Source organism: Paenibacillus sp. PCH8 (genome assembly GCF_002968835.1).
Classification (GTDB): domain Bacteria; phylum Bacillota; class Bacilli; order Paenibacillales; family Paenibacillaceae; genus Paenibacillus.
On record NZ_PKQK01000001.1, the window covers coordinates 2385261 to 2410180 of the forward strand.

The window sequence follows — 24920 nt, forward strand, 5'->3', positions numbered from 1 at the left end:
GGGAATATGGGGACTCACGGGATTTCCCACGCCGCTCATTATATATGGGTTCGTCGTGATTCGCTCAGATAGACGAAATAAGAAATAGGATCATTTTATTTTAAAAGTAAGGAAAAAGATTTTGCACAAATAGGTTGTTTAATTCTAGTATTCCTAGACATCGTTATTCTTTTCTAGTAGACTATACAAATAAATAATTATGATAGACTACCAGGAGGTTAGACGATGCTGCGATTAGGAGAGAAGGTTGTCATCGTCGCGGATGAGTTTGAGCAGAATCTTCCTGTGGGGGAATATGGTTTCATCATCGCTTATGACCGGAATCCGGACAATGCGTTCGATTACGTGCTTCGAGTGCCGCAGGTAAACCGGAACTTTTTTGTTCCATCCAGCGACGTCGATCTGGAAGAGATTCTGCTGAAGCAGGAAGCTGAGCGGGTCGAGCGAGAAGCGTTGATAGATTACGCCCTTGCGACACACAATGAGAAGCTGTTTCATCATCTGATGAACGGAGATTTTCAAGTTGTGGAAGAGGAAGAGGAAACCGCGAACGATGTTATGTCACAGGCGGATTTTATAAAGCAGGTTAACCTGCGTGCATGGATTTAGTATTTTAAGAGTCGGCTGATGCCGGCTCTTTTTTGTTTTATAAGTTCGTTTTTGGCTTCATGGAAGCCAGTCAGGTCATTTGCATTGAATTGTCGAACTATCTCACCTATAATTATAAAAGTTATCTTGAGACTTTAGCCCGTTAAACGAGCGGTTCGTTTCAGGTCGTTTCGGGAATTAGAACGAATGAAGGAGGCATCCGGTAATGAGTATTTCGAATAATGACGTTCAGCATGTGGCCAAGCTGGCCCGGCTCAACTTGACTGCTGAAGAAGAACAGACCCTGACAGGTCAGCTGAACGCGATTTTAAAATATGCAGAGAAACTGAATGAGCTGGATACAGAAGACATCGAACCCACCACTCACGTTCTGCACGTCAGCAATGTTATGCGTGACGATGAGAACAAGGAAAGCCTGGCGATTGAACAGGTGATGCGCAATGCACCGGAAGAGGAAGATGGGCAGTTTAAAGTGCCTGCTGTAATGGAATAACGGATATCTGGAAGGAGGACAAGAATCGTGAGTTTATTTGAACATTCGTTGCCTGAGTTACATAACAAGCTGCACACCAAGGAGCTTTCGGTCAGCGATCTGGTGGATCAGGCGTATCAGAATATTGGAGCGCATGATGATAAGGTTAAGGCGTATTTGGCACTGGATGAAGAACAGGCACGTGCTCGTGCACGTCAACTGGATGACCGTCTTGTGAGTGGTGAGGAGAAAGGTTTACTTTTCGGCCTACCCGTCGGTATTAAGGATAACATCGTTACGAACGGACTGCGTACGACATGTGGCAGCCAATTCCTTCGTAATTTCGACCCGGTGTATGATGCAACCGTTGTCGAGAAATTGAAAGCTGCAGATACCGTTACGATTGGTAAACTCAACATGGACGAGTTCGCCATGGGCGGCTCCAATGAGAATTCAAGTTTCTCCCCTGTACGTAATCCATGGGCACTCGATCGTGTTCCAGGAGGCTCCAGTGGGGGTTCTGCAGCTGCAGTGGCTGCGGGAGAAGCGTACTTCACACTTGGATCAGACACAGGTGGTTCCATTCGACAGCCTGCTTCGTATTGCGGCGTTGTCGGATTGAAACCGACGTATGGACTCGTATCTCGTTTTGGCTTGGTGGCATTTGCATCATCCCTGGATCAGATCGGACCTTTGACGAAAAATGTTGAAGATTCTGCTTATGTATTACAAGCCATTGCTGGTTATGATGCCAAAGATTCGACATCTGCGAAAGTGGACATTCCGGATTATTTGAGCGGACTGACAGGTGATGTCAAAGGTTTGCGTATTGCTGTGCCGAAGGAATACATCGGTGAAGGCGTTGACGCACAAGTGAAAGAAACGGTTCTTTCTGCGCTCAAAGTGCTCGAAGGACTCGGCGCAACATGGGAAGAGGTATCCCTGCCGCATACCGAATATGCGGTGGCTACCTACTACCTGCTCGCATCTTCAGAGGCATCTTCGAACCTGGCTCGATTTGACGGGGTACGTTATGGCGTACGCGCAGAGAACCCGGAGAATTTGCTGGATCTGTATCACCAGTCCCGGAGTCAGGGCTTTGGTCCCGAAGTGAAACGACGCATTATGCTCGGAACGTATGCGCTTAGCTCGGGTTACTATGATGCCTATTATCTGAAAGCACAGAAGGTACGTACATTGATCAAGCAGGATTTCGACAATGTATTTGCCAAATATGATGTAATTATCGGACCAACTGCGCCAACAACTGCATTCAAATTGGGTTCGCAGGTGGATGATCCACTGACGATGTACCTCAACGATATTCTAACCATACCAGTCAATCTGGCTGGTGTACCTGCCGTGAGTATCCCTTGTGGATTGGTGGATGGTTTACCTGTTGGATTGCAGATTATTGGTAAAGCATTTGATGAAACAACCGTATTGCGCGTAGCGCATGCGTTTGAACAAAATACAGAATTCCACAAGCAGCGTCCGCAGCTGTAGACTGCCCGGAACGGAGGAATATAGAAATGTCCGCATCTAAATATGAAACGGTCGTTGGACTTGAAGTCCACGTGGAGTTGCACACGAACTCCAAAATTTTCTGTGGCTGCTCCACAGCTTTTGGAGCTCCGCCGAACACGCATACCTGTCCGGTCTGTCTTGGACATCCGGGCGTACTGCCTGTACTGAATCGTCAGGCTGTAGACTACGCGATGAAGGCAGCAATGGCCCTGAATTGTACGATTGCTGATGTCAGCAAATTCGACCGTAAGAACTACTTTTACCCGGATTCCCCCAAAGCCTATCAGATCTCACAATTCGATCAACCGATCGGTGAGAATGGCTGGATTGATATTGAAGTGAATGGTGAAACGAAACGAATTGGCATCACACGTCTTCATTTGGAGGAAGATGCAGGGAAGCTTACGCATATCGATGGCGGATACGCATCATTGGTGGACTTTAACCGTGTCGGTACCCCACTCGTGGAGATTGTATCCGAACCTGAGATTTCTTCCCCGGAAGAGGCGCGTGCATATCTTGAAAAAATGCGTGCGATCATGCAGTACTGTGATGTGTCGGACGTGAAGATGGAAGAAGGTTCACTGCGTTGTGACGCCAATATCAGTTTGCGTCCACATGGACAGGAGAAGCTGGGAACGAGAGCTGAATTGAAGAACATGAACTCCTTCCGCGGTGTTCAGCGTGGTCTGGAATATGAACAATATCGTCAGGCTGAGATTCTGGATGATGGCGGTGAAGTGGTTCAGGAGACTCGTCGTTGGGACGAAGCTCAAGGGAAAACAATATCCATGCGTGGCAAGGAACAAGCACATGATTATCGTTATTTCCCGGACCCGGATCTGGTGAATCTACACATTGATGAAGCGTGGAAAGAGCGGATCAGAGCTACCATACCTGAGCTTCCAGATGAGCGTAAAGCACGTTACACAGCTGATTACGGATTGCCTGGTTATGATGCAGAGGTGATTACCTCTTCCAAAGCTATAGCTGATCTTTTTGAAGATAGTCTGAAATATACCAAGGATGCCAAAGTGGTCTCCAACTGGATTATGGGCGACTTGCTTGGTTACCTGAATACAAGTAACCTTGAGGTGTCCCAGGTTCCACTAACAGGCCAAGGTTTGGGCGAGATGATTGGGCTGCTTGAGAAAGGCACAATCAACAGCAAAATTGCCAAAACCGTATTCAAGGAAATGCTGGAGAGCGGCAAGCTTCCGCAGCAGATCGTTGAAGAGAAGGGTCTTGTACAGATTAGTGACGAAGGTGCCATTCTTGCCATCGTAGAGCAGGTTGTCGCGAACAATCCTCAATCGGTTGAAGACTACAAAGCAGGCAAACAGAAAGCCATTGGTTTCCTCGTTGGCCAGGTCATGAAAGAAAGTAAAGGCAAGGCTAATCCAGCCCTTGCTAACCAACTGCTTGCAGATGTACTGAACCGCTAATCCTTCCGGTGAGGTTGGACAAAAAGAGGCTCGTCCCTGTGACAGCCTCTTTTTGTTATGATGGAGAACGAATGGTTTCGTTATTCATCATTCATTTTTTAACATAGGGCAAGAGGACGGGGAACGGATATGAACATTCAAGCATTATCACTGAGTGATCTGGAGACGTTGGGACAGTTATGGAGACTTCAGCATGTGGCCTATCGTTTGGAAGCCGAAATCATTGGATTTCAGGAAATCCCTCCTTTGATGGATACGATGGAAACACTTAGGGTTTGCGGAGAGAGCTTTTATGGTTGTATCCATGTTGATGGAGAACTCATCGGGGCTGTTGCTGTAGCAGAAGAAGAGAAGAACACACTGACCATTACACGAATGATGGTGCACCCGGACCACTTCCGCAAGGGAATTGCTGCATCTTTGATGACATATGTGTTAGAACAGCATGCGAATTATCCGCGCTATATCGTCTCCACAGGAACGTTGAATCAACCCGCTGTGAATCTGTATACCCAATTCGGCTTCAAACCCGTGGAAGTTACATCCATTGCACCTGGAGTGGAATTAACGACTTTTCACAAGAATAAACTTTAATCATGCAAACAACGTAGAGGAGGAGTACCGACTTTGGGGGATCCCTGGTTCATTGATGAGTGGCACATTTTATTACGATTATTACTGGCCATGCTGCTTGGAGGGCTCGTAGGGCTAGAGCGAGAACGGTCCAATCATGCTGCTGGTTTGCGTACCCATATTTTGGTATGTCTTGGATCTGCACTGATTATGATGTTATCTGTTTATGGCTTTAAGGATTTTGCTAATGAATTAAATGTAAGGATCGACCCGGCACGTCTGGCTACGGCCGTGATCACGGGTGTCGGTTTCCTTGGAGCGGGAACGATTCTCTTCACGGGAAAATCCATAACCGGACTCACCACAGCAGCTTCAATCTGGGTTGTTGCAGCCATTGGGCTTGCAGCAGGCGCAGGATTCTTTTTTGCCTCTATCGTGTCCACCGTCCTGGTCTTGCTTAACCTCTGGGTTTTCAACAAACTGGAGCTGAGGTATTTACGAGGGAATAAGATGCATGTCGTTACACTCCATACCTTGTCAGAACCCGGTTTTCTGGAACAGGTGTTTTCATGTCTGGAGCAGGAGAAGATCAAAATTCGTAAAATCACTGTAAATGAACAGGATCTGGCTTACGCAGAGATGATATCGGTTGAACGTAGAATTGAGATTGTGCTCCATGTCCAAGTACCGCATGACTTCAAAACCGTACAGCTGGTATCCAAGTTAAGACAGTGGGAGCACGTAACCAAAGTGTCGATCGAATAAATGAATTATAACCCTCCCCAGCCCAAGAGTGACGGAGGGTTTTTGGTCATATCCATATTTCTTCCAGTTACTCTGCTTGCTCTTTAGGGTACTATCTAACCAAATGCCTGAAGAGCGGAATGGTCAGTTCAGAAGAGAGGAGTATGTTATGAAGCGGAGAAGTCAATTGGGCAACAGAAATCGTACAGCCCAAGCTAAACCTGTCAGGAATCGGACTCACAAGTTTATTGCAGGTTTAATGAGTGCCATTATTCCCGGCCTGGGGCACATTTATCTGAGGTTGTATATGAGAGGTTTGACCTTTATGCTGCTTGTTTTGCTTGATCTGTCAGCAGTGCTGTACTTCTCATCTATTGGTATACAGATTAATGTACCACTGCTCATTCTGCTGGCTTTGTGTATCCCGGTTATTTACTTTTACAATGTATATGATGTGTTACAGTCAGCAGATTGGGTCATGATGCGCAGACGCAGAGCCGTTACCCAGTCAAGTATGGACAAGCCGATATCCAATGAACGTTCTGCACGAGATGCAATGATGGTCTGGGAGAGAGGTATATCGTTTGGATTGCTGCTCATTGTGGGCGGTTCATTGATGGTGCTGTTTTTCCGTAAACCACGCTGGTTTCAAGAGATCCTCGCGGTGTATGGCGGATATTCATTTGCCATTCTAATGATTATAGGAGGTCTGCTTCTGTTCGGACGTGAGACCTGGGTGATGCTGCGGAAGAAAAGACTGTAGTGAGAACCATTCAAGGAGGGAAAGTGATGAACCGTAAAGTCCGGGTTGGCCGCTATACGGCTGCCGCCTTAATTGTAGCGGTCGGTGTGCTGTTGATTATGGATAAACGGTGGGGAACTGACTATGTATATGAGATGGTGGATTGGTGGCCATTTCTGCTCATTGTTCTAGGTATGGAATATATCTTGTTGTTTCTGTGGGCACGTAGACGAAAAAAAGTACACTCGGAGAACGCAGGCCATTCGGATGAACCAATAAAAGTACGTTTTAGACCGGATGCCAAAGGCATTCTGACCTCACTGGTTTTGACCGCTTCCGTATTTATCGTTACGGAGCAGGATCATTATATGCACTTATGGAACAGAGTGAGTCTCAATCTCGGTGCGGCTTCCATGGACTACAGTCAAGCCGCAGGTTATATGGAAGATAAGGGTACGATTCGTGTGCCAGTTCGCATGGATACTTCAGACATTGTCGTAGAAGGTGTGAACGGAGATATTTCCGTACAGCGAGGAGACACGGAGGAGATCGAAGTACGAACCGTCATCTGGGTAGATCAGACAACGGAAGTGCAGGCAAAGGCGGTTGCGGATGCTTCTTTTGTGGAGACTGACGGTACCAAGGTGATTCATATCAAGACTACAGGTAAGACGTATGGGGATAATGAAAAAACGCAGCCACGGATGAATATCACGATAACGATACCGGATGATCGTCGGTTTAATCTGGATATTCGAACGTCCAATGGAGCCATATTATTAAACCGTCCGGAAGCTATTAGCACTATAATGGCCGAAACGGGTAACGGACGAATTCGGATTACAAATGCCGTTGGGGATATCTCGGGAAAAACGTTGAACGGGGATGTCATTGTTGCTAATGCTATAGGCAATGTAGACCTGGACAGTAACCGTGGGGATATGAAGGCTCGTGGCATTTCTGGTGATGTCGATCTGACTACACAAGTAGGAAGTGTCAGTATTGCGGACTCCGTCGGTGAGTTCACCGCAGAGACACGCAACGGGAATATTACGCTGGATGGTGCTAACCTGGGAATTAAGGCTCAATCGCTCAACGGCAGTATTAACATCGTTTCTGCCAAAGTCGGGGGAGACTGGGATGTGTACAGTGCTGTAGGTGCCATTAACGTTATGCTCCCTGAACGGGGAGATTATAGTCTCACGGGTTCCAGCAGTTATGGAGATTTAAGAACCGATCTGCCTTTCAAAGTACAGAACAAAACAATAGAAGGCCAGCTCGGTGAGGGTGAGTACAGGGTGAAAATCGAAGGAAACAGCGATCTGACCATTCATCGCAATCCAGCTGTGTCTACGCCGGAAACAGTTGCACCGGAATCTGAAGGTACGGATGAGAATCTGGAACAGACGACCGAAGAGGGGCCAAATTCCCAGTAGGGTTCAACAGAGGTTCCTTGAGTGCCGCGTTGACAATAAACTTGTAATCGCCGTACAATAAATATACACTGGCAAGATTACACGACACGAAAGATGGATAGTCGTTGTCACAAGTCAGGAATCAACTCTGAATGAGGAGACGGGTAACTTGCTCTTCTTACTCTTCACCAGAGAATGAAAGGTAAGGCGGTGGGTTTTATGGCAACACGTGTCCAACATGCGTTGGAGCATCTGAAAACGACCGGTGTCCGTATTACACCCCAGCGTCATGCCATATTGAACTATCTGATGGAATCCATGGGGCATCCGACAGCCGATGAAATTTACCGAGCGCTTGAACCCCAATTTCCCAGTATGAGCGTGGCAACGGTATATAACAATTTGAAGATGTTTCTGGAAGCTGGCATGGTCCGGGAATTGACATACGGAGATAATTCAAGCCGCTTCGATGCCAATGTGACGGATCATTATCATGTTATTTGTGATCAATGCGGCAAGATTGAAGACTTCAGCTATCCTTCGCTCAAAAGCGTAGAGCTTCAAGCGGAGTCTAGTACAGGATTTGAAGTACATGGTCACCGTTTGGAAGTATACGGTGTTTGCAAAAGTTGCAGGGATTAAGAGAGTTGAATTACAATATTAACGTGTAGAATTCAGTATGGATTCTTCACGTTTTTTGTTTTTAGCGTTTTGCATCATTGTATTATGATCGCTCACAATTTTTAATAACAACTTATGCGCACATCCTTATGATTCAGCATAATTAATGGAGGTAGACGTTTGGGTAGAAAAAGCAGATACACACGTCAGAAGCGACGTTCATTTTGGCCCGGTTTTCTCGGGGCTTGTCTGATCGCCGGGGGTGCTTACTGGCTTATTACGAATGTATGGTTGAACCAGACTCATGAAGAACCCGATTGGGTGGGAAGAAGTCAGCCTATTTTTGTAGATGGGCAACTGATGGACGGAGATGCTTCGGGTACGGGGGATCAACTCAAGTTGCCTGTAAAAGTGTTGCAAGAGACGATTGATCCGGGCATACGTTATGAACCGGATTCGGGAGATATCATTATCGCCTCCCCTCAGCGAGTCCTTCATATGAAGGAAGGCAGTACACAAGCAGAGCTTAATCACAAAGATTTTCCCATGACAGTGAAGCCGGAGGTCAAAGACGGAGAAGCATACATTCCGCTCAAACCTTTGAAAGAAGTATACGGCATCGCCATCCAGGAAGACTCGTTAACAGGTGCTGTGCTGCTGATGCGTGGAGGAGATACCATACAATATGCAGAGGTTGACACGTTGTCTTCCAAAGAAGACAAAACGGTACCGTTATATAAACGTGGGGGAGAATCCTCGCCAATCATTGCCGATATGGACAAGAATGCTCGGGTACGTGTATGGCAGACGGGTGATGAACAGAGTTTTGTCCAACTTGATAATGGTTATGCGGGATATGTAGATAATGACAATATTGCGCTCACCGAAAAAAAGAATGTGGACATGCCCAAGCATACGCCGACTGCTGCAGAGAAGAAGTGGCAGGATAAACCGGTCAATCTGGTTTGGGAAGCCGTGTACAATCGTCAGCCTGATGTGGGCTCTATCGGTAAAATGCCTGGTGTTAACGTGGTCAGCCCCACGTGGTTTCACATTACCGATGGTCAGGGCACAGTGAAGAGCAAGGGAGACCAAGCTTATGTGAACTGGGCTCACCGTTCGGGTATGGAAGTATGGGGATTGATGGATAACGGCTTTGACCCGGATATCACCAAAGAAGCTGTAGCTTCCTACGCGACGCGTACTCATATTATTGAGCAGATGTTAGAGTATGCGCAGACATATCAATTGGATGGCATCAACATTGACTTTGAGAACGTGTATACGGATGACGGGCCTAATATTACGCAATTTGTGCGTGAGATTAAAGCGATGGCACGTATACATGGTTTAATGTTATCGATCGATGTAACACCGAAATCGAACAGTGAGATGTGGTCGGCCTTTCTGGATCGCCGCGCATTAGGATCTTTTGCAGACTATGTTGTTGTGATGGCCTACGATGAACATTGGGCAGCCAGTCCCAAAGCGGGTTCGGTAGCGTCACTGCCATGGACCGAGTCTTCCATGAGACGTATACTGGATGAAGATGAAGTACCTTCCAACAAGCTGATTATGGCGGTACCGCTCTATACACGGATTTGGACGGAAGAGGCGAACGATCAGGGGGAGATTAAAGTCTCTTCCAAAGCGGTTGGCATGAATAGCATTGTGGATCTGATCCAAGAAAAGAAACTTAAACCTGTACTTGATCAGGCCAGCGGACAGAACTATGTGGAATATAAGGAAGACGGAGCTACCAAGAAAATATGGATCGAAGATGCCGTGTCCCTTCAGGCGCGTGTAGATTTGATTTCTTCGTTGAAGTTGGGCGGAGTAGCGGCGTGGAATCGGAGTTTTGCCAATGCTTCTGCGTGGGAAGTACTGAAGCAGGCAGGTTACCAGAAATAATACCTTTTTTCTCTGGTTTTGATTACTAGCTTCCCTGGTTTTGCTTCACAAAGCCCAAAGTCGCTTTCGTTTGTACCTATCGTACATGCGATTTACCGTTTTATTGACCGTAGGACTCATAACTTACTTCGTATCTTGGCTAGTTTTAAACGTAACAAGGGTGACACTTATAAGACAAGTCAAAAAAGGTCCGGTAGACATACACATACCGGGCCTTTTTTGTTGTTCAGTGAAATGTAAGCAAAAGACATCTAACGGTTGGAGATCACTTCTTGCTATCCGTCGGTTGGTGGAACTGTTGTAGAAGGCGCTTTCAGTTGTTGGCTGGTCGTATTGGCCTTGTTAGGGTCCAGGGTGAGGATGGTATGACAGAACATGCAACGATCCGTCTTACCAAGCATCTTGGTTAACTTCCCGCATTCCGGGCAGTCAACTTGTACTGCGCTGGTGGAAAGCATGCCGGCCCAGAAGTAGATGGCCAGACTGGCCATCATGGCAATCAGTCCAATGACAAGTCCTACAGCTGCAAATACCTTACCTGCATGTCCCCAGAATACAATTCCGGCTGTTCCCAGTATCATTAGGCCCATGCCTAGCATGGTCAGCAGTAATCCCCAAGTGCGAAAAGCATTAATTTTTGCTGATTTAAAAATCATGAAAAATGCTCCTATCGTATGAGTAGTATCGGACCTGGAAAAGAAGGAAACTTCAGTCTGCATGTAGAATTACATTATAACTGACTTGGCGCTTATCTGCCATGAATTGTATGGAGGGAATCGTGGAATTAAAGAACCTTGCTTTTTTGTCTGAACCGTCGGAAGAGACAGGGGCAGTTGGGGCTATCGCTTATTCCCACCCGGGAGAGCGATTCCACGGCTCCCTAGTTCAAGATTTTGAGTTGGTAGTACTCGTTGTTCATAATGACGACCAATTGCTGTCAACAGTGGGGCATTACAGATATGGTGATCTTCGATATCAAATGATCTATGCCAGTCGTCATGAAGTGCAGAGCAGTGTGGTCACGGGGAATCATAATAATCTTACCCAGTGTCTGATTGAAGGCGAGATTATCTGGGAAGCGGACAGCGCATTAAGTGATTTGCGAGTAGAACTATCAACGTTTGATACCGAATTGCGTGAACAGAAGTTGCTTCATGAATTCACCAGCTTCTTGAGAATGTATGTGGAGGCCAAACGTCATATCCAGGAAGGTCACGTTGTTGACGCCTATTACAATGTATTAGAGGCTCTGGGGAATTGGGCAAGAATCGTGTTGATCGAACAGGGAATATACCCGGATCACGCCGTTTGGACACATGTGCAGAACCTGGATCGCGCTTTATGGAAGTTGTATCAGGAGCTTACTGTAAGCTCGGAGACGCTTGAGCAGCGAGTGGAACTTGTTTTGCTGGCCTGTGAGTTTTCAGTGATGTCCAAAATGAGTGAATGCTCAGAGCTCCTACTGCGTGTGTTAAGAAGTCGCAAGGAACCTTGGAGCATGAATGAACTGGTTCATCATCCGCAGTTAAGATTCGTTAGAGAAGATCTACCTTTGCTACTGCGCAAGCTTGTCTTTCGTTCTATTGTAAAAGAATCAGCAGGATGGCCATCTGCCGGAGGAGAGGGACGGGAAATCCGTTATTGGATTGATGCATAAGTTCCTTAGGAGCCGGGTAATATAACCATCACATAAGGGAGGGGAAACCTTCCTTTTTTGTTTGTTTAATAATTGATAAAAAGATGTTGACTCTCATTTGAGATATATGATACATTATATTTCGTTCCTCAAACGAGCTTATCGCTAACAAACAATAAATTCTCGGCAGGAATAGTGAAGAACTAAAGCTTCAAAAAAAGAAATGAAAAAAGTTCTTGACGGAAACAAACGAAATGTGATATATTATTTAAGTCGCCGCCGAAACTTGGTTGAGACAAAAGAATGACGTAAATCGTGTTTGATCTTTGAAAACTGAACAACGAGTGAGTAAACATTCTGCTTGCAGAATGAACGCGAAAGTTGGAGACAAGCCTTGGCTTGAATCGACTGGAGCACAAATGAGATTTTTAATCTCGTCAGATTCAAAATGAGCATATCGCTCTTTTCAAATACTTGAGATGATTTTTATAGCGTCTAACCACGCTACTGAAATTCATCTTTTATTGGAGAGTTTGATCCTGGCTCAGGACGAACGCTGGCGGCATGCCTAATACATGCAAGTCGAGCGGAGTATCAAGGAAGCTTGCTTCCTTGATACTTAGCGGCGGACGGGTGAGTAACACGTAGGCAACCTGCCCTCAAGTTTGGGACAACTACCGGAAACGGTAGCTAATACCGAATAATTGTTTTCTTCACCTGAAGAGAACTGGAAAGACGGAGCAATCTGTCACTTGGGGATGGGCCTGCGGCGCATTAGCTAGTTGGTGAGGTAATGGCTCACCAAGGCGACGATGCGTAGCCGACCTGAGAGGGTGATCGGCCACACTGGGACTGAGACACGGCCCAGACTCCTACGGGAGGCAGCAGTAGGGAATCTTCCGCAATGGGCGAAAGCCTGACGGAGCAATGCCGCGTGAGTGATGAAGGTTTTCGGATCGTAAAGCTCTGTTGCCAGGGAAGAACGCTTGGGAGAGTAACTGCTCTCAAGGTGACGGTACCTGAGAAGAAAGCCCCGGCTAACTACGTGCCAGCAGCCGCGGTAATACGTAGGGGGCAAGCGTTGTCCGGAATTATTGGGCGTAAAGCGCGCGCAGGCGGTCATTTAAGTCTGGTGTTTAATCCCGGGGCTCAACCCCGGATCGCACTGGAAACTGGGTGACTTGAGTGCAGAAGAGGAGAGTGGAATTCCACGTGTAGCGGTGAAATGCGTAGATATGTGGAGGAACACCAGTGGCGAAGGCGACTCTCTGGGCTGTAACTGACGCTGAGGCGCGAAAGCGTGGGGAGCAAACAGGATTAGATACCCTGGTAGTCCACGCCGTAAACGATGAGTGCTAGGTGTTAGGGGTTTCGATACCCTTGGTGCCGAAGTTAACACATTAAGCACTCCGCCTGGGGAGTACGGTCGCAAGACTGAAACTCAAAGGAATTGACGGGGACCCGCACAAGCAGTGGAGTATGTGGTTTAATTCGAAGCAACGCGAAGAACCTTACCAGGTCTTGACATCCCTCTGATCGATGCAGAGATGTATCTTTCCTTCGGGACAGAGGAGACAGGTGGTGCATGGTTGTCGTCAGCTCGTGTCGTGAGATGTTGGGTTAAGTCCCGCAACGAGCGCAACCCTTATATTTAGTTGCCAGCACATCATGGTGGGCACTCTAGATAGACTGCCGGTGACAAACCGGAGGAAGGTGGGGATGACGTCAAATCATCATGCCCCTTATGACCTGGGCTACACACGTACTACAATGGCCAGTACAACGGGCTGCGAAATCGCGAGATGGAGCCAATCCCAACAAAGCTGGTCTCAGTTCGGATTGCAGGCTGCAACTCGCCTGCATGAAGTCGGAATTGCTAGTAATCGCGGATCAGCATGCCGCGGTGAATACGTTCCCGGGTCTTGTACACACCGCCCGTCACACCACGAGAGTTTATAACACCCGAAGTCGGTGGGGTAACCGCAAGGAGCCAGCCGCCGAAGGTGGGATAGATGATTGGGGTGAAGTCGTAACAAGGTAGCCGTATCGGAAGGTGCGGCTGGATCACCTCCTTTCTATGGAGAATCGTTTCCCGAGTGGAAACATTCAAATACGCAGGTTCTTTTAGAACCTGCACAGCGATTCATTTCGGTCCGTCACTTCGGTGTGGATGAAATGGAAAGCACAAGCAACTCACTCGTTGCTCAGTTTTGAGAGCTCAAACTCTCAAACAGCTTGCTTTTGCATGGAGCTTGTTCTTTGAAAACTAGATATCGAAACGAAATTTTGCGAATTAGAACATTCCTTTAAGGGATGAATGCTTGTTCGGTTCAAGCAACCGATCAACAATCATCCTAGCTGATCTTGTGTAAACAAGTGAAGTGTTTATAAGGTAGATAATTGCTGTTGTGATGGTATCGAATGGGAGTGACTTTTGGCTTTGCGCAAGCAAAACAAGGGAAGCGAGCCGTCGAAACCGGAACAATTTGGTTAAGCTACTAAGAGCACACGGAGGATGCCTAGGCGCTAGGAGCCGATGAAGGACGTGGCGAACAACGAAACTGCCTCGGGGAGCTGTAAGCAAGCTTTGATCCGGGGGTGTCCGAATGGGGAAACCCAGCTGGGGTAATTTCCAGTTACTCATAACTGAATACATAGGTTATGCAGAGGCATACCAGGGGAACTGAAACATCTAAGTACCCTGAGGAAGAGAAAACAATAGTGATTCCGTCAGTAGCGGCGAGCGAACGCGGAGAAGCCCAAACCAGAGAGCTTGCTCTTTGGGGTTGTGGGACGTCTCACATGGAGTTACAAAGGAACCGATTAAGCGAAGAGGTCTGGAAAGGCCCGCCAAAGAAGGTAAAAGCCCTGTAGTTGAAAGTTTGTTCCCTCCGAGACGGATCCCGAGTAGTGCGGGGCACGTGAAACCCCGTATGAATCCGGCAGGACCATCTGCCAAGGCTAAATACTTCCTAGCGACCGATAGTGAAGCAGTACCGTGAGGGAAAGGTGAAAAGCACCCCGGAAGGGGAGTGAAATAGAACCTGAAACCGTGTGCTTACAAAAAGTCAGAGCCCGTTTTAGGGGTGATGGCGTGCCTTTTGTAGAATGAACCGGCGAGTTACGTTCCCGTGCAAGGTTAAGGTGAAGAGCCGGAGCCGCAGCGAAAGCGAGTCTGAATAGGGCGACATAGTACGTGGACGTAGACCCGAAACCGGGTGATCTACCCCTGTCCAGGGTGAAGGTGCGGTAACACGCACTGGAGGCCCGAACCCACGCATGTTGAAAAATGCGGGGATGAGGTGGGGGTAGCGGAGAAATTCCAATCGAACTCGGAGATAGCTGGTTCTCCCCGAAATAGCTTTAGGGCTAGCCTCGGAAAACAGAGTCGTGGAGGTAGAGCACTGATTGGGTGCGGGGCCCGCAAGGGTTACCAAGCTCAGTCAAACTCCGAATGCCATAGACTTACTTCCGGGAGTCAGACAGTGAGTGCTAAGATCCATTGTCAAAAGGGAAACAGCCCAGACCATCAGCTAAGGTCCCCAAGTGTGTGTTAAGTGGGAAAGGATGTGGAGTTGCACAGACAACCAGGATGTTGGCTTAGAAGCAGCCACCATTGAAAGAGTGCGTAATAGCTCACTGGTCGAGTGACTCTGCGCCGAAAATGTAACGGGGCTAAACACGCCACCGAAGCTATGGCTTGATGCAGTGCATCAGGGGTAGGGGAGCGTTGTATAAGGGTTGAAGGTGTACCGTAAGGAGCGCTGGACATTATACAAGTGAGAATGCCGGTATGAGTAACGAAAAGACAAGTGAGAATCTTGTCCGCCGAAAGCCTAAGGGTTCCTGAGGAAGGCTCGTCCGCTCAGGGTAAGTCGGGACCTAAGGCGAGGCCGAAAGGCGTAGTTGAAGGACAACAGGTCGAAATTCCTGTACCACCGTAAGCCGTTATGAGCAATGGGGGGACGCAGTAGGGTAGTGACGCGGACTGATGGATGTCCGTCTAAGCAGTAAGGCTGATGTGTAGGCAAATCCGCACATTACTAAGGCTGAGCTGTGATGGGGAGCGAAAATTATAGTAGCGAAGGTCATGATCTCACACTGCCAAGAAAAGCCTCTAGCCAGGTGATGGTGCCCGTACCGCAAACCGACACAGGTAGGCGAGAAGAGTATTCTAAGGCGCGCGGAAGAACTCTCGTTAAGGAACTCGGCAAAATGACCCCGTAACTTCGGGAGAAGGGGTGCCCCGGTAGTGTGAATAGCACGAGGGGGCCGCAGTGAAAAGGCCCAAGCGACTGTTTAGCAAAAACACAGGTCTGTGCGAAGCCGTAAGGCGAAGTATACGGGCTGACGCCTGCCCGGTGCTGGAAGGTTAAGGGGAGTGGTTAGGAGCAATCCGAAGCTGTGAACCGAAGCCCCAGTAAACGGCGGCCGTAACTATAACGGTCCTAAGGTAGCGAAATTCCTTGTCAGGTAAATTCTGACCCGCACGAATGGCGTAACGACTTGGGCGCTGTCTCAACGAGAGATCCGGTGAAATTTTAATACCTGTGAAGATGCAGGTTACCCGCGACAAGACGGAAAGACCCCATGGAGCTTTACTGCAGCTTGATATTGAATTTGGGTACGATCTGTACAGGATAGGTGGGAGCCTTTGAAGCATGAGCGCCAGCTTGTGTGGAGGCAACGTTGGGATACCACCCTGATCGTATCTAGGTTCTAACCTGGTACCGTAATCCGGTGCGGGGACAGTGTCAGGTGGGCAGTTTGACTGGGGCGGTCGCCTCCTAAAGAGTAACGGAGGCGCCCAAAGGTTCCCTCAGAATGGTTGGAAATCATTCGAAGAGTGCAAAGGCATAAGGGAGCTTGACTGCGAGACCTACAAGTCGAGCAGGGACGAAAGTCGGGCTTAGTGATCCGGTGGTACCGCATGGAAGGGCCATCGCTCAACGGATAAAAGCTACCCTGGGGATAACAGGCTTATCTCCCCCAAGAGTCCACATCGACGGGGAGGTTTGGCACCTCGATGTCGGCTCATCGCATCCTGGGGCTGAAGTAGGTCCCAAGGGTTGGGCTGTTCGCCCATTAAAGCGGTACGCGAGCTGGGTTCAGAACGTCGTGAGACAGTTCGGTCCCTATCTGTCGTGGGCGTAGGAAATTTGAGAGGAGCTGTCCTTAGTACGAGAGGACCGGGATGGACGTACCGCTGGTGTACCAGTTGTTCCGCCAGGAGCACCGCTGGGTAGCTATGTACGGAAGGGATAAACGCTGAAAGCATCTAAGCGTGAAGCCCCCCTCAAGATGAGATTTCCCAGTATGTAAGACCCCTTGAAGACGACGAGGTAGATAGGCTGGGGGTGGAAGTGCAGCAATGCATGGAGCTGACCAGTACTAATCGGTCGAGGGCTTATCCAATATGCAAGTGATAAATCGCAAATTTCGTTTCGAATCTAGTTTTCAGAGAATGATCTCTGAAATGAAAATCGGTACATCACAGAACGTGTGTATGATTTTCAGTTCCATATTTGATTTCAAGAAGCTATGCTTCGACAAATCACGTTTGGTGGCGATAGCGGAGGGTTCCACACGTACCCATCCCGAACACGACCGTTAAGCCTCTAGCGCCGATGGTACTTGGACCGCAGGGTCCTGGGAGAGTAGGACGCCGCCAAGCGAACTCTTTCATCATACATAGAAAACAGGCTTTGCATGTGGACGTTGTACGATGAATTGCATTTGCTCTGCAAATGCATATTATTCCCTGATAGCTCAGTTGGTAAGAGCACTCGACTGTTAATCGAGTTGTCACAGGTTCGAGCCCTGTTCGGGGAGCCAGTAAGGCCCGTTGGTCAAGGGGTTAAGACACCTCCCTTTCACGGAGGTAACAGGGGTTCAAATCCCCTACGGGTCATATTCATGGAGGCTTAGCTCAGCTGGGAGAGCATCTGCCTTACAAGCAGAGGGTCGGGGGTTCGATCCCCTCAGCCTCCACCATAACACTTTAATAATGACGCGGGGTGGAGCAGCCCGGTAGCTCGTCGGGCTCATAACCCGAAGGCCGCAGGTTCAAATCCTGCCCCCGCAATTTATCTTTCCTTAGAGAAAGTAATCTGGAACCGTGGTGTAGTTGGCCTAACATGCCTGCCTGTCACGCAGGAGATCGCGGGTTCGAATCCCGTCGGTTCCGCCATTTTTATACTATTAAATATCGCATGCGGACGTGGCTCAGCGGTAGAGCATCGCCTTGCCAAGGCGAGGGTCGCGGGTTCGATTCCCGTCGTCCGCTCCAATATTTTGCGCCCTTAGCTCAGCTGGATAGAGCGTTTGACTACGAATCAAAAGGCCGGGAGTTCGAATCTCTCAGGGCGCGCCATTATAACTTCAAATTTGCCGGCGTGGCGGAATGGCAGACGCGCTCGACTCAAAATCGAGTGGGAAACCGTGGAGGTTCGAGTCCTCTCGCCGGTATATATAACGGGATGTAGCTCAGCTTGGTAGAGCACCTGGTTTGGGACCAGGGGGTCGCATGTTCAAATCGTGTCATCCCGATCACAAAAAAGTACTATCTATAATTAGATAGTACTTTTTTGTTGTGTTCTAAATAGTGGAGTGTTAGATCAATGGAACACTTAGCAAAGTAACTTTTCGAGTAACTCAGGATAAGTTTCCTCAGCTTATATTGTCTTCAGGTTAATTTTGCATAAAGCCTTATTCTTTAGGTCACAATAAGTTTAAAAAGTGATAGAAGGGGTTCATGTGAACACGTTTAACTTCAGAAAACAATTCAAGAGACGCTGGCGACGGTGGAAACGAACATTATGGATGACGGCGGCTTTGCTCGCAGTTACAATATTGGCATATAGCGGGTTGCCAATATCATCTGCAATTGAGCGTTTGCTGACGACTGATTTCAGTGAGGCTACAAGTGCCATGGGACCAGTTACGCAGGAAACAAGATCTGAAGAGGAAATTCAGGCGCTAGTGGAGCAACTGGGTCCTGATCCGGATCGTTTAACGAGTGTGGTTTTGGAAACAGATTATATCTGCGGAGTGGAGACAGAGCAGCTGGGCAAGATGGCTATCCCAGAGGTAAAGATGCTATTAGCGCAACATCCGGAGTGGGATGCTAGGGTGGATACATCCGATGCATTGTATTTGAAGCAACGTGTAGAGGATTTGTCACCTCTCTGTAAACAACAGGCGTATATCAGTATAGATGCTGTAGGTAATCTCAATTTGTATGAGGGTAAGCCAGCAGATGAGAAGGTCATTCGAACGTTTTTTCAGCTGGATGTTGGCACGTTGGAGAGTTCTTTGCCTGAAGGAGTGTTGAGGCAATTACAGCAGGGCATACGAATTCAGGACAAGGATGAATATGACAGCGTGATCTCTACGTTCAGTGACTATGCAGTCGATGAAAACCATAAATTAATCCGTAATGGCGGGTAACCTAATCGACTCATTTACAATGTTGAGATGAATTTTATAAACATCGAATAACACGAAAACATTTAACAACCTATATAGAATGTAGTGAAGGACATCGAATAGATGTCCTTTTTGTCGTTTTAACTCAAAACGATAAAATACGGATAGTATGTAGAAAATTCACGAAGTAAGGCGTGTTTTGGGTTGAACAAAGTTTTTCCTGCCGGAGGGTCTATCTTTTGTTATAATGAAATGAACGATACATATGTTCGCTTTTTATGAGGGAGAGATGGTTTTGCGTTTTTTGGGAATTGACCCGGGGATTGCGATTGTTGGTTTTGGTTTTGTGGATAAAATCGGCAGTAAGGTGGTACCCGTACAATATGGATGTATTCAGACGGAAGCTCATACCCCGGATGAGGAACGGTTGCTTCACGTGTACGAGGGTATGGTGCAATTAATTGATAAATATAAGCCAGATGCAGTAGCGCTGGAGAAACTTTTTTTTAACCGGAACGTTACAACAGCGATGTCTGTCAGCCAGGCCAGAGGAGTTATGATTCTCGCTGCAGCACAGAAAGGTTTACCCATTGCAGAGTATACTCCAATGCAGATCAAGCAGGCTGTTGTTGGATACGGTAAAGCAGAGAAGAAGCAAGTGCAGGAGATGGTCAAGATGTTCTTGCGTCTTCAAGTCGTTCCTAAACCGGATGACGTAGCTGATGCGTTGGCTGTAGCCGTGTGTCATGCACACTCTTATACATTAAATTCCAAGTTGAATGAGGTATTGCGAAAATGATTGATTTTCTAAGAGGACAGTTCATGCATGTAGAGAATGATTATATTGTACTGGACGTTCATGGTGTAGGGTATCGCGTGTTCTGTCCGAACCCATTTACATTTGCTAAACAAGAGGGCGAAATAACCGTGTATACGCACCATCACGTGCGTGAGGATGCGATGTTACTGTTTGGCTTTGTTACAAGGGATGAACAGCGTTTGTTTCGTAAACTGATTGAAGTATCTGGTATCGGTCCAAAGGTGGCTCTGGGTATACTCGCTGGAGGTACACCAGAACATGTGGTTACAGCGATTTATCAGGAGAATCTTACGTTCTTGACCAAATTGCCAGGTATCGGAAAGAAGACGGCGCAACGCATGATTCTGGATCTTAAGGATAAGCTGGATGGCTTTGGCGTGGCAGCTTATGCAACAGGTCTGTTCGCTCCTCCATCGGAAGAGACGGGAAGTGGCTCCGCCTGGGATGAGTCACGTGAAGGTTTGAAGGCACTCGGGTATACGGATAGTGAGCTGGATAAGGTATGGCTCAAATTGAAAAAGGATGTTACTACAGCGGATTCCGTTGATGTATTGATGAAACGGGCACTGCAAATGCTGTTTACGGGATAAAGAAACCGGCTGAGTTCGGGAGAAACCGCACATATTATTAAATTGCTGTAGCCTTCAAAAAAAGGTAGGGATGAACATGGATGACCGGATTATTTCCGCAAACCTGATGATGGAAGACCAGAATGTTGAGCTGAGCCTTCGTCCCCGGTATCTGAATGAATATATCGGACAAAATCAGGTGAAGGAAAATTTAAAGATATATATTGAAGCTGCCAAATTACGTAATGAGGCATTGGATCACGTTTTGTTATATGGACCACCTGGACTTGGTAAAACAACACTTGCCAATATCATTGCCAACGAATTGGGCGTTAATTTACGAACCACATCTGGCCCTGCCATTGAGCGCCCGGGTGATCTTGCAGCATTGTTAACCAATCTGCAGGAAGGGGATGTCCTGTTTATTGACGAGATTCATCGTTTGCATCGTACGGTTGAAGAAGTTATGTACCCCGCTATGGAAGATTCGGCATTGGATATTATGATTGGTAAAGGGCCAAGTGCACGTTCTGTGCGGCTGGATCTGCCATCGTTCACTCTGATTGGGGCTACAACGCGTGCTGGTTTGCTGTCTGCTCCACTTCGAGACCGATTTGGGGTTATTAGTCGCTTGGAATTCTATACGGTGGATGAACTGGCTTATATCGTCTCACGCTCTACAGAAATTTTGGGTGTGGAGATTATTGGTGATGCAGCGGAAGAGATTGCATTGCGCTCGCGTGGGACACCAAGGATTGCGAACCGTTTGCTCAAACGAGTGCGGGACTTTGCACAGGTACGTGGTGACGGAATCATAACGCAGGCACTGGCGGAAGAAGCGCTTCAACGTCTCCAGATTGACCCTCTTGGACTGGATGACATTGATCATAAGATGCTCAAATCCATGATCAACAGTTTCCGTGGAGGCCCGGTAGGATTGGATACCATCGCTGCTACGATCGGAGAGGAAAGTCAGACCATTGAGGATGTCTATGAACCGTATCTGCTTCAAATAGGTATGATTCAGCGCACGCCGAGGGGCAGGATTGTGACTGATCTCGCCTATCATCATTTGGGTCTGCCTGTCCCACCAAGGGACGGTAAGTAGTTCAAATTTGAAGTACATTACCGGTTGTAAAGATTGAAAAAACCTAGGATTTATCCGATATATACTGAAGGATATGCATGGAGAGGAGTCTGATTGTGGGAAAAGCAATACGAACGAAGAAGTGGAGTCGTCGATTGAAGGTACTGGCGGCAGCTCTTTTGACGGTGGGATGTCTGCAAGTGCCGGCGTATGCAGCAGGAAATGATGGACAGATGATCCGTGTAGCCATGTTTGCGAATCTGGGCAGTACGTATAAATCGACTACACCACTCATTACGCTTGAATCGACGGGACAATGGAGCATCCAATCGGAGAGCGGCGCAAGTGTAAGTCTTCCAGCAGGACAAGTTCGTTTCAGTGCAGATGGATTTCGAGTGAAGGTATTGGAAACAGCGGACTTCAAAACAGCGGCTGCGGCAGCAAAATTGTTGCAGGCAACCGCGGATAAGCCATTGCTGTTCACCGCCTCCTTGAATGGAAATGCCATCTACCAACTCTACACGGGCAACTATGCAACGGATGCACTTGCTGGACAAGCGGTTACTCGGGTACAAAAGGTAGCAGGAGCACAGCTCGCTGGACAAAAGCCAGCCGTAACGGGAAGCAAACGTCTATCTGCTGGAACTTACAATTCCCTGCAGGAAGCAGAGGCAGCGCAAGCCAGCCTGTTATCAGCAGGAGTTAACGCTTATCCGGTGCTTCAACTGAATGCGGGAAGCCAAGGGTATGCAGTATGGGTTGGTGAAGCGTCAACGGATGCAGAATTGTCTGTATTGAAGAACAGTGTAGAGGCTAAAGCTCCTGGGGTTACACTTTCACCGGTCAACAACAATGCAGGACTTATCATCGGGCAAGATGCGGGATTAAGTCTGGATGCGCTCAAAACTGCTCCGCATTATACGGTTGCAGGTAGTGAGTCCAAAGCATCAGTACAAGGGAGTGGCAATGGTATCAAAGTAGTGGAACGTTCCCAGCGAACGTACCGTGGAGATATGGAGATTAGCATCGTGGGTGGAGATCTGGCATTGGTTAACGTTGTTCCGTTGGAGCAATATCTGTACTCGGTCGTTGGGGCAGAAGTGTACTCCTCATGGCCTGCCGAAGCTCTGAAAGTTCAAGCCGTGGCTGCTCGGTCCTATGCACTTCAACAGGGTGACCGCTTCAAAATTGCCAATGTTGTGGACACTACGCTGAGTCAGGCTTATAACGGGATTGGTTCGGAGAATGAAAAAGTAACCAGTGCAGTTGATGCAACCGCAGGAGAAGTGGTTAAGAGCAATGGCAAAATTGTCGAAGCTGTGTTCTCCTCCAATGCGGGCGGTCAGACTGCGCACCCTTCCGAGGTATGGAATGGCGGAGCCGGGGTGTTCTCCAATGTAACCAGTACAGGAGATACATCGGCTCAAGCTGGATTACATACGTGGTACCATGTTCTGCTGAACTCAGGCGTGAGTGGGTACATTCGTGAGGATAATATAAAAGAATTAGGAACCAAAACAGAAGCGGGACTCGCAAAAGCTACGGTAACGGCTCAGAACACCAATGTGCGTACCGTTCCGTTAATTCAATCCACCGTTGAACCTGTGGCAAAATTGAATCCAGGCAACGAAGTCGTTGTACTGGCAAAAGTAGCTCAATCCAATGATTATGCCTGGGTGAGAGGGCCTTTCACATCAGCGCAGCTGGTTAAATCACTTCAGGGTAAAACGACTGCACCTGTTCCTGCTTCGATCTCAACGCTGGAAGTGACCAAGCGTGGTCCTTCCGGGAGAGCACTTGAAGTCACTGCGAACGGGCAGGCTATGACGGTGAAATATGCTGATACGTACCGTTCTGCGCTCGGTGGATTACCGAGTACTTTATTTGATATTGCAGGGACCGGAAGTTATACTGTATTAGGCGCTGACGGCAAAACGGCCAGTAAAACCGGTTCAAAGGGTGCTGCTGTAATGTCTTCCTCAGGCACAGGAACATCATCCGGGAATGCGCTTGTGGTGATGAGCGGTGATGGTCAAGCGAGGGCTGTAACCCAGGGTCAGAACTTCATGTTCATCGGTCAGGGCAATGGGCACGGATTGGGCTTGTCCCAATGGGGGGCCAAAGGCATGGCAGATGAAGGGTATGATTACCAGGCAATATTGAAACACTATTATCAAAATGCGATTATTGTTAAGGAATGAAACGAATATGAATGTGAACTTATATGATTTTGAACTACCAGAGCAATTGATTGCACAGACACCGCTGCTTGAACGCACGGCATCCCGGTTGCTTACCCTAAACAAAGTTAGTGGTGAAATTAATCATCAAACGTTTCCTAATATTATCGACTTTCTGGAGTCCGGTGATACACTGATTCTGAATGATACACGTGTTCTCCCAGCCCGTCTGTTCGGTACGAAAGAGGATACCGGAGCAAAAGCGGAAGTGCTATTGCTTAAAAATGTGGAGGGCGACAAATGGGAAGCACTGGTTAAGCCGGGTAAAAAGCTGAAAGCTGGTTCGGTGATCGTTTTCAGTGACGAACTGAAGGCCATTATTGAAGAAGAGGGCGAGATGGGGGCCCGTACACTTACGTTTACGTATGATGGAATCTTCCAAGAGATTCTGGACCGTCTTGGCGAAATGCCGCTGCCACCTTATATCAAAGAGACATTGGATGACCGCGAACGGTATCAGACCGTGTATGCCAAGCATGAAGGATCGGCTGCTGCACCCACTGCGGGACTACATTTTACAGATGAATTGTTGGATCGGATTCGTGCCAAGGGTGTTCATGTAGACTTCATCACGCTTCACGTAGGACTTGGAACATTCAGACCGATGTCAGTAGACGTCGTAGAAGATCATGTCATGCATGAGGAGTATTACTCCTTGTCACAAGAAACAGCGGATCTGATTAACCAGACCAAAGAGCGTGGTCACCGTGTTTTTGCAGTAGGCACAACGAGTTGCCGAACTTTGGAAACGGTGGGGAGCAAATTTGAAGATGGATTACTGCAAGCGAGCAGCGGATGGACCAGTATATTTATCTATCCAGGTTACTCTTTTAAAGTTGTCGATGGGATGCTTACGAATTTTCATCTCCCGAAATCCACGTTGGTCATGTTGGTTAGTGCACTTGCAGGCAGGGAACATATTATGCAGGCATATGAGGAAGCAATCCAAGAACAATACCGTTTCTTCAGCTTTGGCGATGCCATGTTGATATATTAGAATCAATTTTATAACTCACCCAATAAAGGCATTATGAAATTGTTTCATTAGTATAACGATTAACTTTTAGAGGATGATTAAAAC

General features: G+C 47.7%; 18 protein-coding genes, 9 tRNA genes and 3 rRNA genes. 29 read left to right on the forward strand and 1 reads right to left on the reverse strand.

Features of this window, described 5'->3' with window-relative positions:
- The first annotated feature begins 225 nt into the window (after positions 1 to 225).
- From C0Q44_RS10295 to C0Q44_RS10340, 10 genes are all read left to right on the forward strand, one after another.
- Complete coding sequence (locus tag C0Q44_RS10295; RefSeq protein WP_105407155.1) at positions 226 to 609, forward strand: ATPase; 384 nt, start codon at positions 226 to 228, stop codon at positions 607 to 609.
- Positions 610 to 814: 205 nt separating this feature from the next.
- Positions 815 to 1102, forward strand: a complete 288-nt coding sequence (gene gatC / locus C0Q44_RS10300; RefSeq protein ID WP_105407156.1) for an Asp-tRNA(Asn)/Glu-tRNA(Gln) amidotransferase subunit GatC — start codon at positions 815 to 817, stop codon at positions 1100 to 1102.
- Between the two features lie 27 nt (positions 1103 to 1129).
- The gene (gene gatA / locus C0Q44_RS10305; protein ID WP_105407157.1) at positions 1130 to 2587 is read left to right on the forward strand and encodes an Asp-tRNA(Asn)/Glu-tRNA(Gln) amidotransferase subunit GatA; all 1458 of its coding nucleotides are present in this window, start codon (positions 1130 to 1132) and stop codon (positions 2585 to 2587) included.
- A gap of 26 nt (positions 2588 to 2613) precedes the next feature.
- Complete coding sequence (gene gatB, locus C0Q44_RS10310) at positions 2614 to 4053, forward strand: Asp-tRNA(Asn)/Glu-tRNA(Gln) amidotransferase subunit GatB (RefSeq protein ID WP_105407158.1); 1440 nt, start codon at positions 2614 to 2616, stop codon at positions 4051 to 4053.
- 129 nt (positions 4054 to 4182) lie between these two features.
- The gene (locus tag C0Q44_RS10315) at positions 4183 to 4647 is read left to right on the forward strand and encodes a GNAT family N-acetyltransferase (RefSeq protein WP_105407159.1); all 465 of its coding nucleotides are present in this window, start codon (positions 4183 to 4185) and stop codon (positions 4645 to 4647) included.
- A 33-nt stretch (positions 4648 to 4680) separates the two neighbouring features.
- Entirely contained in the window at positions 4681 to 5391 is a 711-nt protein-coding gene (locus tag C0Q44_RS10320) for an MgtC/SapB family protein (protein ID WP_105407160.1), read from the forward strand.
- Between the two features lie 148 nt (positions 5392 to 5539).
- The gene (locus C0Q44_RS10325) at positions 5540 to 6133 is read left to right on the forward strand and encodes a hypothetical protein (RefSeq protein WP_105407161.1); all 594 of its coding nucleotides are present in this window, start codon (positions 5540 to 5542) and stop codon (positions 6131 to 6133) included.
- Between the two features lie 26 nt (positions 6134 to 6159).
- The gene (locus C0Q44_RS10330) at positions 6160 to 7548 is read left to right on the forward strand and encodes a DUF4097 family beta strand repeat-containing protein (RefSeq protein WP_105407162.1); all 1389 of its coding nucleotides are present in this window, start codon (positions 6160 to 6162) and stop codon (positions 7546 to 7548) included.
- A 198-nt stretch (positions 7549 to 7746) separates the two neighbouring features.
- The gene (gene perR, locus C0Q44_RS10335) at positions 7747 to 8169 is read left to right on the forward strand and encodes a peroxide-responsive transcriptional repressor PerR (RefSeq protein WP_026081471.1); all 423 of its coding nucleotides are present in this window, start codon (positions 7747 to 7749) and stop codon (positions 8167 to 8169) included.
- Positions 8170 to 8328: 159 nt separating this feature from the next.
- Entirely contained in the window at positions 8329 to 10059 is a 1731-nt protein-coding gene (locus tag C0Q44_RS10340; protein WP_105407163.1) for a glycosyl hydrolase family 18 protein, read from the forward strand.
- Between the two features lie 275 nt (positions 10060 to 10334).
- On the opposite strand, the gene C0Q44_RS10345 is transcribed toward C0Q44_RS10340, so the two are convergent.
- Positions 10335 to 10715: a DUF2614 family zinc ribbon-containing protein gene (locus C0Q44_RS10345; RefSeq protein ID WP_105407164.1), complete on the reverse strand. Its 381-nt coding sequence runs from the start codon at positions 10713 to 10715 to the stop codon at positions 10335 to 10337.
- A gap of 122 nt (positions 10716 to 10837) precedes the next feature.
- Here C0Q44_RS10345 and C0Q44_RS10350 point away from each other — a divergent pair, with 122 nt between their 5' ends.
- From C0Q44_RS10350 to queA, 19 genes are all read left to right on the forward strand, one after another.
- Complete coding sequence (locus C0Q44_RS10350) at positions 10838 to 11716, forward strand: nucleotidyltransferase-like protein (RefSeq protein WP_181150925.1); 879 nt, start codon at positions 10838 to 10840, stop codon at positions 11714 to 11716.
- A gap of 500 nt (positions 11717 to 12216) precedes the next feature.
- Positions 12217 to 13770, forward strand: a 16S ribosomal RNA gene (locus tag C0Q44_RS10355).
- Positions 13771 to 14183: 413 nt separating this feature from the next.
- Positions 14184 to 17110: ribosomal RNA gene (locus C0Q44_RS10360) — 23S ribosomal RNA — on the forward strand.
- A gap of 144 nt (positions 17111 to 17254) precedes the next feature.
- Positions 17255 to 17369 (forward strand): 5S ribosomal RNA (gene rrf, locus C0Q44_RS10365).
- The 16S, 23S and 5S rRNA genes sit together here with 9 tRNA genes alongside, the layout of an rRNA operon.
- Before the next feature lie 84 nt (positions 17370 to 17453).
- Positions 17454 to 17530, forward strand: a tRNA-Asn gene (locus C0Q44_RS10370).
- A 4-nt stretch (positions 17531 to 17534) separates the two neighbouring features.
- Positions 17535 to 17606: transfer RNA gene (locus C0Q44_RS10375), tRNA-Glu, on the forward strand.
- A gap of 7 nt (positions 17607 to 17613) precedes the next feature.
- Positions 17614 to 17689: transfer RNA gene (locus C0Q44_RS10380), tRNA-Val, on the forward strand.
- Positions 17690 to 17706: 17 nt separating this feature from the next.
- Positions 17707 to 17780: transfer RNA gene (locus C0Q44_RS10385), tRNA-Met, on the forward strand.
- Positions 17781 to 17807: 27 nt separating this feature from the next.
- Positions 17808 to 17885: transfer RNA gene (locus tag C0Q44_RS10390), tRNA-Asp, on the forward strand.
- Positions 17886 to 17909: 24 nt separating this feature from the next.
- Positions 17910 to 17984, forward strand: a tRNA-Gly gene (locus C0Q44_RS10395).
- Between the two features lie 7 nt (positions 17985 to 17991).
- A tRNA-Arg gene (locus C0Q44_RS10400) sits at positions 17992 to 18068 on the forward strand.
- A 16-nt stretch (positions 18069 to 18084) separates the two neighbouring features.
- Positions 18085 to 18163: transfer RNA gene (locus C0Q44_RS10405), tRNA-Leu, on the forward strand.
- 7 nt (positions 18164 to 18170) lie between these two features.
- A tRNA-Pro gene (locus C0Q44_RS10410) sits at positions 18171 to 18244 on the forward strand.
- A 207-nt stretch (positions 18245 to 18451) separates the two neighbouring features.
- Positions 18452 to 19144, forward strand: a complete 693-nt coding sequence (locus tag C0Q44_RS10415) for a BofC C-terminal domain-containing protein (protein WP_105407166.1) — start codon at positions 18452 to 18454, stop codon at positions 19142 to 19144.
- 274 nt (positions 19145 to 19418) lie between these two features.
- Positions 19419 to 19922, forward strand: a complete 504-nt coding sequence (ruvC, locus tag C0Q44_RS10420) for a crossover junction endodeoxyribonuclease RuvC (RefSeq protein WP_105407167.1) — start codon at positions 19419 to 19421, stop codon at positions 19920 to 19922.
- The gene (gene ruvA / locus C0Q44_RS10425) at positions 19919 to 20533 is read left to right on the forward strand and encodes a Holliday junction branch migration protein RuvA (RefSeq protein WP_105407168.1); all 615 of its coding nucleotides are present in this window, start codon (positions 19919 to 19921) and stop codon (positions 20531 to 20533) included. The genes ruvC and ruvA overlap by 4 nt, the downstream gene beginning before the upstream one ends.
- 76 nt (positions 20534 to 20609) lie before the next feature.
- Positions 20610 to 21620 (forward strand): Holliday junction branch migration DNA helicase RuvB, encoded by a 1011-nt coding sequence (gene ruvB / locus C0Q44_RS10430; RefSeq protein ID WP_105407169.1) that lies wholly within the window; start codon positions 20610 to 20612, stop codon positions 21618 to 21620.
- A gap of 77 nt (positions 21621 to 21697) precedes the next feature.
- Positions 21698 to 23800, forward strand: coding sequence for a SpoIID/LytB domain-containing protein (locus C0Q44_RS10435; protein WP_374955076.1), 2103 nt, complete (start codon positions 21698 to 21700; stop codon positions 23798 to 23800).
- A 7-nt stretch (positions 23801 to 23807) separates the two neighbouring features.
- Positions 23808 to 24836, forward strand: a complete 1029-nt coding sequence (gene queA / locus C0Q44_RS10440) for a tRNA preQ1(34) S-adenosylmethionine ribosyltransferase-isomerase QueA (RefSeq protein ID WP_105407171.1) — start codon at positions 23808 to 23810, stop codon at positions 24834 to 24836.
- The last annotated feature ends 84 nt before the right edge of the window (positions 24837 to 24920 follow it).